The following is a 12973-nucleotide window of genomic DNA, read 5'->3' as shown; positions in this document are numbered from 1 at the left end:
GCTAGTTGGCCGCCGTGCCGGCGCCGGCTATCAGTTCGGACATGAGCCGCGCGCGATCCCTCACGCCGGAGGGCGCCTGCGGGTCATCCATGATCTCACCGAAGAGCGCCAGCGCGTTCTCACGGTTGCCTTCCTTCCATGCGGCCAGTCCCAGGGCCTCCCGCGCGCTGTGGCGCATGGCGTTGCCCTCCGCCGTCAGCGGCTCGGCGCGCGCGGCGACGTCGGCATAGGAGCCCGCGTCGACGAGGATGTAGGCGGCGCGCAGGCGGGCGATGTCGCGCAGGGCCTGCGGGGCGGAACTGTCGGCGGCGACGGCATCGAGCTTGGCCACCGCTTCGTCCGCCCTGCCCTCGTCGGCAAGGATCGCCGCCGAGCGCATGCGGGCCAGCAGCGGGTAGGAGCCGTAGCCCTCGGTCTCCAGCGTCTCGAGCGCGACCAGCGCCTCGGCCGTGTTGCCCTCGTCGGCAAGGGTCAGCGCGCGGGCAAAGGCATCGCCGGATTCGTTGGCGCGCGCGGTCGTCCAGTATTCGTAGCCGACAAAGGCCGCGGTGCCGGCGATGACCACGGCCGCGACGATGATCGCGATCGTGCCGAAGCGCTTCCACAGGGCCTTGAACTGATCCTGGCGAAGCTCTTCGTTGACTTCGCGAATGAAACTGTCGTCGGACATCGGGCCTCGCCAGTGAGATGATGCCGGATCGGGGTCCGGCCTTTTCGTTGTGCCCGCGTTTTAGCGAAAAAACGCGCATATGGAAGGGGCTACACGCTGGCGCGGCGGATTCAAAGCCCGCCATTCGCATTTCCTGGTCCGCAACCGCCTTAGCGCCTGCCTCGGCATGCTCCTTGGCGGAATTAAGGCGACGGCTGCGTTCGCGCCCGAACGGACAAGAGCAGGCCATATTTGCCCTCTATCGCCAACGGGTTTCATGTGTTCGGGGATTTTTGATGCTTGCTTATGTGCGTACCGGTCTTTGCGCCTTGTCCTTCCTGCCTCTTCCCGCCCTCGCCGCCCCGCCTTCGACAAATCCCCAATACGTCATCCTCTCCTTCGACGGGGCCTCGTTCGTCGAGCAATGGGAGCGCAGCCGGGCGCTCGGCCGGAGGACCGGCGCGCGCTTCACCTATTTCCTGTCCTGCGCCTATCTGCTGACACGGGACACGCGCCAGGCATACAAGGGGCCGGGCGTGAAGGCCGGCCGGTCGAATGTCGGCTTTGCGGCCTCGCCGGAAGACGTGCGCGCAAGGCTCGGCCAGATATGGGCGGCGCGTGCGGAAGGGCATGAGATCGCCAGCCATGGCTGCGGGCATTTCGACGGCAAGGCGTGGAGCAGGAAGGACTGGATGGCCGAGTTCGGCCAGTTCACCACGATCCTCAAGGACGCCTGGCGGATCAACGGCCTGAAAGGCGCGCCCGCAAAGTGGGATGCCTTTGCCACGGGCGAGATAAGGGGCTTTCGCGCGCCTTATCTTTCCGTCGGCCCCGGGCTCTACGACGCGCTGGCGGCGGGCGGCTTCGACTATGATGCCAGCACGGTTTCGCGCGGACCGGCCCAGCCGGCCAAAGACGGCGGGATCACCCGTTTCGCACTGCCGCTGATCCCCGAGGGCCGTCGGCGCGTCGGCTGATTGCCATGGACTACAACCTTTATGTCCGCCACTCCGGCGGCAAGGAGGCGCCCGATCAGGCAGGCGCCTTCACCGACCGCGCCTATCAGGCGTTCATGGCCGCCTTCGAGCGCGAATATGGCGGCGGCCGCGTGCCGCTACAGGTGGGCTTCCATTTCACGCTGATGAATGGCGGTGCCTATTGGAAGGCGCTGGAGCGCTTCGCCGAAGAGGTTTGCGTCAGGGACGACGTGCGCTGCGTGAGCTATCGCGAATATCTGGACGAGACGGACCTGGAGCCGCTGGTGCGCGTCGGCGGGTAGGTTTGGGCCTACCCGCCGCCAGCGGATCCCAGACTGCATCACGCGGCGGGCTGGTCCTCCGGCGTCGTGCCGGCCCGCTCGCGCTGCATGTACTCGAGATCGATCTCCGGCAACGGTTCGCCCCTGATCGTCGCCTCGAAGGCCTTCAGACGCTTATAGATCGACATCAGTTCGACAATGGTCGTCCACGAATTGACGAGGTACTGGAAGGAGCTTTCGACGCGCCCGAAGGCGCGGGTGATCTGCTGCATGACGCCGAGCGTGATCACGCCGGTAAGGATCGAGGGTGCGAGCGCGAAATAGGGAACCAGAACGCCAAGCTGCAGATAGAAGATGCGCACCAGGTTGAAATACATATAGTTGAGATAGAGGCGGAAATAGTTCCTGCGCACATTTTCGAACAGTTCGCGCACCGTGGGCGGGGCGGCGCGGTCGGCTCTGTCTTCGCCATAGACGAGTTCCTTGCGGTATGCCGCCTCAACGCGCTGGTTGCGGAACTCCAGACCCGGAAGGCGGATGCCCGCCACCGCCACCAGCGCCGTGCCTATGATCGACCAGATGATGGCCACGAAGACGAGCCCCTGGCTCACTTCGCCGATGATCGGAAGTTCCTCGATATGCGCGGAAAGGGCCCACAGAAGCGGAAGGAAGGCGATCAGCGTCATCAGCGAGTCGACCAGGCTGATGCCCAATCCCTCGGCGATGGAGGCAAATCGCATCGTGTCTTCCTGCACGCGCTGGGCCGCGCCCTCGATGTGACGCAGCTTCTGCCATTGCGCCATGTAGTAGCTGTTCATCGCGGTGCGCCAACGGAAGATGAAGTGGCTGACGAAGAACCGGAACAACGTGCCGAAGAAGACGTAGAGCAGCGCGATGCGCAGGAAGACGATGAACTGCCAGTAGAAGTCGCCGGCTTCCACGGAGCCGGGCGTGCCGAGCGCGCTCTGTATCATGTCGTAGAAGACGCCGAACCAGCTGTTGATCATCACGTCGAGCTGGACGAGGAACCAGTTGACGAAAAGGATGAGGGCTGAGCCGCCGACCGACCATCGCGCCCACGGATGCGGAGAAAACCACATCCAGAATCCGACGAAGATAAGGATGGCGGTGATGAAGTATTGATAAAACCAGAAGCCGACCGCATTCGCTTCGACATCGGCATTGGCGGCTTGCGCCGCCTCGCCGGCATCGCCTTGAAGCAGCTCGGGAAAGCCATAGCCGAAGAACTGGCCGAGCCCGAGCGTCCGGCCGAGGTCGTTGGCGAAGCCGTACCATAGGAAGATGCAGAACAAGGACCAGACGACGAAACTCGCGAAGAACAGGCGCGGCCGTGGAAAGAAGGATACGAACATGGTTGCCCCGATAGCGGCTGTACGATGCGCCGGAAGACATCTCCGGCCGCAGCGAGCCCTTTTTCAGCGCACCTTATAGGTAGGGGATTTCGGCATAACAATGATTTCGTATAACTGCCCCTTGCGTGATCGTTGGTGCGCCAAAAAGAACCCCGCCGTTTCCGGCGGGGTTCGGGTAGCGGCATAGGCGGTTCGGCCTGGACCGGGATGACCTTTTCCGAGGCCCGGCGTGCGCCTTTCGGACCGTGCTCTACCGTTCTTCCGTCGCCAGCGCCTTCCAGGTGGCGTAGACCATCAGCATCAGCAGGATGGCGAACGGGAAACCGGTCGCGATGGAGCCGGCCTGAAGGGCGGAGAGCCCTCCGCCCAGCAGCAGCACAATGGCTACCAGACCCTCGAAGATGGCCCAGAACACGCGCTGCGCCACCGGAGCGTCTATCTTGCCGCCGGCGGTGATGGTGTCGATGACCAGCGAGCCGGAGTCCGACGAGGTGACGAAGAAGATGATCACCAGGATAATGCCGATCAGCGAGGTGATGCCGGCCAGCGGCAGGTCGGCCAGCATCGCGAAGAGCGACAGTTCCGGCACATAGGCGACCACCGTCTCCTGAACGCCGGTGTAGCCCTCCGTCAGGAACTGGTTCAGCGCCGTGCCGCCGAAGGTGGTCATCCACAGGATGGAGACCAGCGTCGGGATGATGAGCACGCAGGTGATGAATTCGCGCACCGTGCGCCCCTTGGAGACGCGGGCGATGAACATGCCCACGAAAGGCGACCAGGAAATCCACCAGGCCCAGTAGAAGGTCGTCCAGCCGTGCATGAAGCCGGGATCTTCACGCCCGATCCAGTTAGACAGCGCCGGCAGGTTCTTCACATAGGCCCAGGTGTTGGAGAAGAAGCCAGTGACGATGGCCAGGGTCGGTCCCAGAATGATGACGAACAACAGAAGCAGGATTGCCAGAACCATGTTGATCTCCGACAGCCGCTTGACGCCGGCTTCGAGCCCGGCCACGACCGAAACGAGCGCGATGGCGGTGATGCCCAGAATGAGCAGGACCTTCATCGTGTCGGTGTCGGGCACGCCGTAAAGCTCGTTGAGGCCGGCAAGCGCCTGCGATGCGCCGAAGCCAAGCGACGTCGCGAGGCCGAAAAGCGTGGCGAAGACGGCCATGATGTCGATCACATGCCCGACCCATCCGCGTATGCTTTCGCCGAAGACGGGATAGAAGGCGGAACGGATGGAGAGCGGAAGACCCTTGTTGTAGCTCGCCAGCGAAAGGGCGAGCGCCACCAAAGCGTAGATCGCCCAGGGATGAAGGCCCCAGTGAAAGATGGTCGCGGCCATGCCCATTTCGCGGGCCTGGGCAACGGCGCCCTCGACCAGTTCGCCATCGGCCAGCGGCGCGGCCACGCCCAGCGGCGGATTGTTGAAGTGGTACATCGGCTCCAGCACGCCGAAGAACATCAGGCCGATGCCCATGCCGGCGGCGAACAGCATGGCGAACCAGCCGGCGTAGGAGTATTCGGCGACCGCATCCTTGCCGCCAAGGCGCACCTTCCCATAGGGCGAGACCGCCACGACCAGGCAGAAGATCACGAACAGGTTGGCCGCGATCATGAACAACCAGTCGAATGTCGAGGTCAGCCAGACCCGCAGGCCGTTCAGCGCCTCGCCAGCCACCTCACGGAAAATGAGGGACAGGATAACGAACGCCACGATCACAACGGCTGAAACGAAAAAAACCGGGTTGTGTACGTCGAGCCCCAGGAAACGGACGTTGTCCTGTCCCGGTTCGAGGCCGTGCTCGTCCTGGACGGAAGTGTCGGACATTTTTCTCTCCATTTTGCAGTCCGGCGCGGAGATTTCAGCGTCCCCCACGAACGCAGCGCCGGAACATTTCCTCCGCAACACATGGACCCTGTCGCAAATCGAGCAGCAGAGATAGTCGCATTGCGACCACAAACATGCGGATTAAGACCAAAGTCCGGCAAAACGGCCGCAATTTAAACCATCTTTCGCCAAAATCCGGCGTCCGATCCGGTCGTTTCCAGAACATTTTTGCCACGATTCGCGGAGAGGCTTGACGGACGCCCGGCATCGGAACAGCATCGCGGCGCAACGTCTGGAACAAAATCGACCCGTGGCGAATTGTCCCGGGCGCAATGTATTTTTGGAGAGAACCATGAAAAAGCTTATTCTTCTGGTGCCGTTCGTGCTCGCCCTCGGCGCATGCACGCCCACACAGCAAGGCGCAGCGGTCGGCGGCGCAGGCGGCGCGGCGATTGGCGCGCTGGCTGCCGGCGACAAGGTGGAAGGCGCCATTGTCGGCGGCGCCGTCGGCACGATCGCAGGTGCGTTGATTGGCAGGGCGTCGGAAGGTGCCAACCAGTGCGTCTACCGCGACGAATATGGCCGCCGCTATACAGCAGCGTGCCCGCGCGGCTACTGACGTCGTCAATTGACCCTATGCCGGTCTCTTGAACAGGCATCGCGCTCCGCAGGGGTTTGATTCGGTTCTCGGACCAACGCAGGAGACATAGCTACACCGGCAGGGCCGGAGCGCAAACGCTCCGGCCCTTGCTGCTTTGAGCCATACCTGGCGCGGCTCTTTCCGCTTGCAGCCTTGCGCGATTGACTTTTGTCAATGTGCGTGAATAATGTCTAGCGGAGGAGATCGATGGCTTATCGACCGGCTGACCAGATCGTGCACAAGGCGGCGTGGCTTTACTACACGCACGGTTTGCGCCAGGACGAAGTCGCGCAGCGGCTGAACATCTCGCGCGCCTCGGTGGCGCTTTACCTGCGCCGCGCGCGCGAGGCGGGTATCGTCAACATCTCCACCTCCACGCATCTGTTCCGAAACGACATGATGGCCCGGCAGGTCGAGGATCTGTTGGGGCTCGAAACGGTGTGGCTTGCCGGCGAGGAAGGCCTGACGGCCAGCCCCGCCGACGAAATCCCCACCCTTGCTGCCAATGTGTTCGTGGAGATGGTGCGCAATGGCGACCGCGTCGGCGTTGCCTGGGGACGCACCGTCTACGCCATTGCCGACGCGATGAACTATGCAGACCGCGAAGGCGTGAGCGTGGTGGAGCTGTGCGGCAATCTCGGATCGCCCTATTCCTACCGGCCCGACCAGTGCACGATGGAGATCGCCCGCAGGCTGAACGCGCGGGGGCTCAATTTCTATGCGCCTTTGGTGCTGGGCTCGAAGGAGCTGGCGGCCGCGCTCCGCGAGGAACCGGTGATCCGCGAGCAGCTTGACCTCGTCAGCCAGTGCGACTTGGCGCTGTTCACCGTGGGAGCGCTGGACGCCGACAGCCATGTCATCAAATGTGGCGCGCTGAGCCTTGAGGAACTGGCGGAACTGAAGGCGCTGGGCGCCACGGGCGTGATCGCGGGCCAACTCATCGATGCGGACGGCCGGCTCATCGACTGCGATTACAACAAGCGCATGATCTCGGCGGATTTCGACGCCTTCCGGGCGATCCCGCGCCGCCTGATGGTGGTGCAGGAAGACGAGAAGTTCGAGCCGCTGCGGGCGGCGATCAAGGGCGGGTTCTTCACCCATCTCATCATCACCGCGCCGATGGCCAGGCGGCTACTGAAGACGTTCGGCACGGCCTCCCGCCCGAATGTGGAGGCCGGCGCGCCGGCCTGATCGACCTTCTTGCTGGAGCCTGTTTCGGAAGGGAGGGGCCCTTTTCCGGATCATGTTCCAGCCATAACGACCCATCGAGAAGCGAAACAGGACAGTCATGCAGAATCTCTGGAACGACCGCGAAGCCGACGAGCTTGTCAACGCCTATGGCCAAAAAGGCATCGGCCGCGACCTTGCGCTCAGGGTTTACACGACCAGGCTTCTGGGCGGCGAGCCGCGCCTGGTGCTGCACGGCGGCGGGAACACATCGCTGAAATCCAAGGCGACCGACATTCTGGGCCGGGAATGGGACGTGCTGTGCGTCAAGGGCAGCGGCTGGGACATGGCGGTAATCGAGCCGCAGGGCCTGCCGGCGGTGAAGATGGAGGCGCTGCTGGCGGCGCGTGGGCTGGACAGCCTGTCCGACGAGGACATGGTCGCCATGCAGCGCGCCAACCTCATCGATCCGGGTTCGCCCAACCCGTCGATCGAGACGCTGCTGCATGCCTTCCTGCCGCATAAGTTCGTCGATCACACCCATTCGACCGCCGTCCTGGCGCTGATCGACCAGGAAAACAGCGAGGAAGTATGCCGCGCCGTCTATGGCAACCGGCTGGGCTTTGTGCCCTATATCAAGCCCGGCTTCGACCTCGCCAAGGCCGCGGCGGAAATCTATGAGCAGAACCCAGCCGTCGAGGGCCTTATCCTCGACAAGCACGGCATCTTCACCTTCGCCGAGGGCGCGAAGGAAGCCTACGACCTGATGATCGAATTCGTAACCATGGCCGAAGGGCATGTGGCGAAGAACGGGAGGAACCCGTTCAAGCCGGTCGTCCTGCCCGCCAAGCTGGCGACGCCGGAGGAGATCGGCCCCTATCTGCGCGGGGCCATCGCCATCGATGAAGGCGAAGGGCGCTATGGGCGCATGGTCAGCGACTTCCGCACCTCGGAAAAGATCCTCGACTATGTGAACGCGGAAACGGCGGAGGAGCTCGCCCTGCGCGGGGTCTCGACCCCCGATCTTTCCATCCGCATCAAGACGGGGCCGATGGTGCTGCCCGCGCCGGAGGCCGGGAAGCTGGACCAATATGGCAAGGTAATCAGAGAAAAGGTTGGAGAATTCTCGGCGCGCTACAAGGCGTATTTCGAGACCAACAACGCAAACGACGATGTCGAGCGCACCATGCTCGACCCCATGCCCAGGCTTACACTGGTGCGCGGTCTCGGCCTGTTCGGCCATGGCCGCAGCATGAAGGAGGCCAAGATCGCCGCCGATGTGGGCGAGATGCTGGTCGAGGCGGTCACCGGCGCCGAGGCCATCGGCTCGTTCCATCCGCTGGCGCTGTCGGACCTTTTCGAGCTCGAATACTGGTCGCTGGAGCAGGCCAAGCTCGCCGCCAACAAGCCCAAGGCGCTTTCGGGCCAGGTGCTGCTGGTGACGGGGGGTGCCGGCGCCATCGGCGCGGCGACGGCGAAGCTGTTCGCCGCCCAGGGCGCGCATGTGGTGGTGGCTGATCTCGACGGCGACAAGGCGGAAGCTGCCGCGACGCAGGCCGGCAACGCTTCCATCGGGCTCGCTTGCGACGTGACGGACGCCGCCTCCGTGCGCGCGGCGTTCGATCGGGCGGTGGCGGTGTTCGGCGGCGTCGACATCGTGGTTTCCAACGCCGGCGCGGCCTGGGAAGGGCGTATAGGGGAACTGAGCGACGAGACGCTGCGCAAGAGCTTCGAGCTCAACTTCTTCGCCCATCAGTGCGTGGCGCAAAACGCGGTGCGGCTGTTCCTGAAGCAGGGGACGGGCGGCGTGCTTTTGTTCAATGCATCCAAGCAGGCGGTCAATCCCGGCAAGAATTTCGGCGCTTATGGGCTGCCCAAGGCGGCGACGCTGTTCCTGTCGCGCCAATATGCCCTCGACTACGGCGCCCATGGCATTCGCTCCAGCGCCGTCAATGCCGACCGCATCCGCTCAGGCCTTCTCACCGACGAGATGATTGCCAGCCGCTCGGCAGCGCGCGGCGTCTCGGAGAAGGATTATATGGGCGGCAACCTGCTCGGGCTGGAGGTGCGGGCGGAAGACGTCGCGCAGGCCTTCCTGCACCAGGCGCTGGCCGAACGCACGACGGCTGACGTTACAACGGTGGATGGCGGGAATATCGCGGCGGCGCTGCGGTAGCGCCGTCACGACCGTTGGCGTGTGCCATCACCCTCGTGGGGCCGTGCGCCAAACCTCGACCCGATCGACAAAAAGGGCGGCCCGGGAGCCGCCCTTTCTCGTTCAGTTTCCTTCGCCTCAATCGCGCGGCGGCAGCGGCATCCAGTCCGGCACGGCGACGTCGGCGTGGGCGAACTGGGGCAGTTTGGCGGCCAGTTCGTCCATGTTCTTGATGTCGCCTTCGTTGAGGACGTCCTGCGTGATCAGGGTCGGCGGCACGATCACGCTGCGGCCCGGATCCTCGCCGGCCAGAAGCATGGCGAGCGCGCGCACGGAGACCTCGCCGACCACCGCGGGATTGGTAGCGGCGGTGGCGACCCAGGCGCTGCCCGGCTCGCGCATGGCGGAGATGTCGGCGGTCGACACGTCGGCGGAGTAGATCTTGATGCTGTCGCTCAGGCCCGCCTCGTCGACGGCAATCTTCACGCCCTTGGCGAACTCGTCATAGGGAGCGAACATGACCTGGATGTCCGGGTTGGCCGTGACGACAGAACGGGCCTGGTTCGCGACCGAATTGGCGATCGGGTTGTCCAGCGTGCCGAACTGGGCCACTTCCTCGATGCCCGGATATTTCTCCTTGAACTCGCGCCAGGTTTCATCGCGGCGGTCGAGCGGGGCGATGCCGGCGACATAGACATAGCCGGCCTTCCACTCCTCGCCATTGTCCTTGATGGCCTGCTCCAGCGCCAGGCGCGCGAGGTCGCGGTCCGACTGCTCGATCTGCGGGATGGCCTCGTTCTCGACATTGACGTCGAAGGCCACGACCTTGATGCCGGCATCCACGGCGCGCTGGGCCGCTTCCTTCATCGATTCGGTCAGGCCGTGCTGGATGATGATGCCGTCGACGCCGAGCGCGATCGCCTGGTCGACCATGTCGGCCTGGAGGGCGGCGTCCTGGCGGCTGTCGAGCACGCGCAGGTTCACGCCCAGGGCCTTGGCCTGCGCCTCCACGCCCGACAGATAGGCCTGGAAGAAATCGCCGGTCGACAGATAGCGCACCAGCGCGATCTCGACGTCGCCGGGATTGTCGAAGGGCGCGGGCATGTCCTGCGCGCCTGCCCCCACCGGCATCAGCATGCTGACGCCGAGAAGGCCGGCCGCCATCTTGGCGGCGGTTCTGCGGGTAATTTTCATTCTTTCCTCCACTGGTTGCTATTTCCGTCCGTCGGCTATCTGGCAGTTCGGCCAAGCAGCGCGAAAGTGAACACAAGCGCGATGACGAGCACCGCGCCCTTGACGAAATCCTGGGTGTAGTAGGGCACGTTCATCATGGTCAGCCCCTGCAGGAGCACGCCGACGAACAGCGCGCCGATGGCGGTGCCGAACGCGTTCGGCTTGGCCGCGCCCAGGACGGCAAAGCCGATGAGCGCGGCGGCGACCGCGTCCAGAAGCAGGTTGTTGCCCGACGCGATGTCGCCCCGGCCAAGACGCGCGGCCAGGAGAATGCCGCCGATGGAGGCGAAGACGCCGGAAATCACATAGGCCCAGATCTTGTAGGCCTTGACCGGGGCGCCGGCGAACTCGGCCGCGCGGGCGTTGGAGCCCACGGCATACATCATGCGGCCGAAGCGGGTGTATTCGAGGAAGAACCAGATGAGGACCGCCAGAACCAGAAGCACGACAACGGAAGCCGGCACCAGATTGTCGATGAAGAAGTCGAAGCGGTGCCGACCCAGCGCCAGAAACGCCGGGCTGAAAGTTCCTTCGGCGGTCGATCCGTCGGGCATGGTCATGCCGGCGGCGATCGAGCGGCCTTCGGTCGGGATGCGCTGGAGGCCGATCAGCAGGAACATCATGCCGAGCGTGGCGAGCAGGTCGGGCACGCGCATGTAGCAGATGATCAGCCCGTTGATGAGGCCGACAAGGGCGCCGATGGCCAGGCACGCGAGCACGGCGACCAGGGCATTCTGCTCCAACACCACCATGACATAGGCGGCGGCCATCATCGAGCTGGTCGCGATGGAGCCGATGGACAGGTCGAAACCGCCGACGACCAGCGTCGCCGTCACGCCCAGCGCGAGAATGCCGGTGATCGAAACCGATTGGAGGATAAAGACTGCCGCCTGCGGCGAGGTGAAGCCGCGCGTGGCCAGCGAAAAGAAGACGATGAGGCCGAAAAGCAACGCCAGAAAGCCGTAACGGATCGCCAGATGGCGCACAGGCAAGATGGCGCCCGCAGCCGGCTTCGGCCGATCCGCATTCGTCTTTTCCGCCAACTGACTGTCCATTCCAAGTTTCTCCGTCATCAGGCCGCGCCGGCCCGTCCCCCGGCGACGTCCGCCAGGAGCCTTTCCATATCCACGTTCTCGTTGCGGTGCTCGCCCACCAGCGTGTGTTCGGACATGACCAATATGCGGTCGGCCGTTTCCAGCGCCTCGTCGAGCTCGGTCAGGAAAATGAGCGTCGCGCGGTCGCCGGCGCTGCCGCGGAGCTTGGCGGCTATGTCGTGGCGGGCGGAGATGTCGACGCCCTGAAAGGGCTCGTCGAGGACGAGAAGTCGTGAGGGCTGCGCCAGCCACCGCGCCACCGTGACCTTTTGCTGATTGCCGCCTGACAGCGTCGCCAGATCGTCGCGCTCGGAGCGGCAGACGATCTTCAGATCGGCGATCTGGGCGCGCGCGGCGGCGCGTTCGGTGCCGCGCCTCGTCACGCCCAGCCGGGAAAGGCGCGGCAGGAAGGGCAGGCTCATGTTCTCATAGACGTTGAAGTCCGGCACGATGCCGGTCTTGGCGCGATCCTTGGCGACCAGGAAAACGCCGCGGGCGATGGCTGCCGCCGGCGTGGCAGGAGCGTAGGAGGTGCCATCGAGACGCATCTCGCCGGCCAGCGGCGCCTGAAGGCCGAATATGGTTTCGGCAAGCAGGGTCTTGCCGACGCCGACGAGCCCCGTGACGGCGACGATCTCGCCCGCGCCGACGGCCAGCGAAAACGGCGTGGCGCCGGGCTTCAATTGCAGGTCGCGCGCTTCGAAAACCGGTTTTGTCGCCGCGCGGGCGGCAATGCCGCTGCGGCCGAGGGACTGGCCCAGCATCGCATCGACCGCGCCTTCATAGTCGAGCGGCTTATCCTCGAACAGGCCGGAGATCGCGCCGTCGCGCAGGCTGACGATGCGGTCGGCGACGCGGCGGATGTCCGACATGCGGTGGGAGATATAGAGAATGGCGACGCCGCGCTCGCGCAGGCGGTCGATCAGCGAGAAAAGCCGGTTGGCCTCGTGGCTGGAGAGCGAGGAGGTGGGCTCGTCGAGCACCATCACCTGCGGCTCGTGCGCCATGGCGCGGGCAATGGCCACCATCTGGCGGTCGGCGAGCGGCAGGTCGGTGACATCCGCCTTGAGGTCGATGGAAAGCCCCATGCGCTGGGCCACCTCGCGCGCCTCGCGGCGTGTGCGGCGCGGGTTGAAGAAAATGCCCCTGCCCGGCCCGTTGAGCCGGTCGAGAACCAGATTGGAGGCCACGTCCAGCGCGCCCACCACGCCATCGTCGATGTTCTGATGGACGGTCACCACGCCGGCGCGCATCGCCTCGGCGGGGCTCGAAGGCGCAAAGGGCGTTTCGCCCAGCATCATGACGCCACGGTCGGCGCGATAGATGCCGCTCATGATCTTGACGAGCGTGGACTTGCCGGCGCCGTTGGCGCCCATGAGCACGGTCACCTCGCCAGCCCGCAGTTCGAGCGAGACGCCGCGCAGCACCTCGTTGGGGCCGAACGACTTCCTCAAGCCCGCAATGCGGAATGTGGCGCGGAATGTGGCACTGCCCATGACTTCCTCCCATCGTGACGCTAGCAGGTAACAAGCATTTGTCAATATCATTGACAAATGACAGAGCCTTGCTAGCC

At 64.5% G+C, this 12973-nt stretch carries 9 protein-coding genes and 1 pseudogene; 4 read left to right on the top strand and 6 right to left on the bottom strand.

The window, feature by feature from the left end:
• Window position 1 precedes the first annotated feature (1 nt).
• Window positions 2–670, bottom strand: a complete 669-nt coding sequence (locus NTH_RS15960; RefSeq protein ID WP_338530939.1) for a tetratricopeptide repeat protein — start codon at window positions 668–670, stop codon at window positions 2–4.
• 275 nt (window positions 671–945) lie between these two features.
• Here NTH_RS15960 and NTH_RS15955 point away from each other — a divergent pair.
• Window positions 946–1928, top strand: a pseudogene (locus tag NTH_RS15955) (polysaccharide deacetylase).
• Between the two features lie 38 nt (window positions 1929–1966).
• Here the strand turns inward: NTH_RS15955 and sbmA are convergent.
• Window positions 1967–3280, bottom strand: coding sequence for a peptide antibiotic transporter SbmA (gene sbmA, locus NTH_RS15950; protein WP_338530938.1), 1314 nt, complete (start codon window positions 3278–3280; stop codon window positions 1967–1969).
• 250 nt (window positions 3281–3530) lie between these two features.
• Complete coding sequence (locus NTH_RS15945; protein ID WP_338530937.1) at window positions 3531–5111, bottom strand: BCCT family transporter; 1581 nt, start codon at window positions 5109–5111, stop codon at window positions 3531–3533.
• 352 nt (window positions 5112–5463) lie between these two features.
• Here NTH_RS15945 and NTH_RS15940 point away from each other — a divergent pair, with 352 nt between their 5' ends.
• From NTH_RS15940 to NTH_RS15930, 3 genes are all read left to right on the top strand, one after another.
• Window positions 5464–5730 (top strand): YMGG-like glycine zipper-containing protein, encoded by a 267-nt coding sequence (locus NTH_RS15940; protein WP_338530936.1) that lies wholly within the window; start codon window positions 5464–5466, stop codon window positions 5728–5730.
• A 228-nt stretch (window positions 5731–5958) separates the two neighbouring features.
• Complete coding sequence (locus NTH_RS15935) at window positions 5959–6942, top strand: sugar-binding transcriptional regulator (protein ID WP_338530935.1); 984 nt, start codon at window positions 5959–5961, stop codon at window positions 6940–6942.
• Between the two features lie 97 nt (window positions 6943–7039).
• Window positions 7040–9094, top strand: coding sequence for a bifunctional aldolase/short-chain dehydrogenase (locus NTH_RS15930; RefSeq protein WP_338530934.1), 2055 nt, complete (start codon window positions 7040–7042; stop codon window positions 9092–9094).
• A 117-nt stretch (window positions 9095–9211) separates the two neighbouring features.
• On the opposite strand, the gene NTH_RS15925 is transcribed toward NTH_RS15930, so the two are convergent.
• Genes NTH_RS15925 through NTH_RS15915 form a run of 3 tightly spaced genes read right to left on the bottom strand, consistent with a single transcriptional unit; the run spans window position 9212 to window position 12896 of the window.
• On the bottom strand, window positions 9212–10267 hold the full coding sequence (locus NTH_RS15925) for a substrate-binding domain-containing protein (protein WP_338530933.1): 1056 nt from the start codon (window positions 10265–10267) through the stop codon (window positions 9212–9214).
• 35 nt (window positions 10268–10302) lie between these two features.
• Entirely contained in the window at window positions 10303–11361 is a 1059-nt protein-coding gene (locus NTH_RS15920; RefSeq protein WP_422392406.1) for an ABC transporter permease, read from the bottom strand.
• Between the two features lie 17 nt (window positions 11362–11378).
• Window positions 11379–12896 (bottom strand): sugar ABC transporter ATP-binding protein, encoded by a 1518-nt coding sequence (locus NTH_RS15915; RefSeq protein WP_338530932.1) that lies wholly within the window; start codon window positions 12894–12896, stop codon window positions 11379–11381.
• Window positions 12897–12973: the final 77 nt, after the last annotated feature.

The sequence above is a fragment of the Nitratireductor thuwali genome, from assembly GCF_036621415.1.
GTDB lineage: Bacteria > Pseudomonadota > Alphaproteobacteria > Rhizobiales > Rhizobiaceae > Chelativorans > Chelativorans thuwali.
The sequence above is the reverse complement of the archived record's forward strand: the minus strand, read 5'-3'. Positions and strand labels throughout refer to the sequence as shown.

Excerpts from the sequence above, each read along its gene's own strand:
- NTH_RS15960 (WP_338530939.1), bottom strand. The coding sequence starts at position 670 with ATGTCCGACGACAGTTTCATTCGCGAAGTCAACGAAGAGCTTCGCCAG.
- sbmA (WP_338530938.1), bottom strand. The coding sequence starts at position 3,280 with ATGTTCGTATCCTTCTTTCCACGGCCGCGCCTGTTCTTCGCGAGTTTC.
- NTH_RS15945 (WP_338530937.1), bottom strand. The coding sequence starts at position 5,111 with ATGTCCGACACTTCCGTCCAGGACGAGCACGGCCTCGAACCGGGACAG.
- NTH_RS15940 (WP_338530936.1), top strand. The coding sequence starts at position 5,464 with ATGAAAAAGCTTATTCTTCTGGTGCCGTTCGTGCTCGCCCTCGGCGCA.
- NTH_RS15935 (WP_338530935.1), top strand. The coding sequence starts at position 5,959 with ATGGCTTATCGACCGGCTGACCAGATCGTGCACAAGGCGGCGTGGCTT.
- NTH_RS15930 (WP_338530934.1), top strand. The coding sequence starts at position 7,040 with ATGCAGAATCTCTGGAACGACCGCGAAGCCGACGAGCTTGTCAACGCC.
- NTH_RS15925 (WP_338530933.1), bottom strand. The coding sequence starts at position 10,267 with ATGAAAATTACCCGCAGAACCGCCGCCAAGATGGCGGCCGGCCTTCTC.
- NTH_RS15920 (WP_422392406.1), bottom strand. The coding sequence starts at position 11,361 with ATGGACAGTCAGTTGGCGGAAAAGACGAATGCGGATCGGCCGAAGCCG.
- NTH_RS15915 (WP_338530932.1), bottom strand. The coding sequence starts at position 12,896 with ATGGGCAGTGCCACATTCCGCGCCACATTCCGCATTGCGGGCTTGAGG.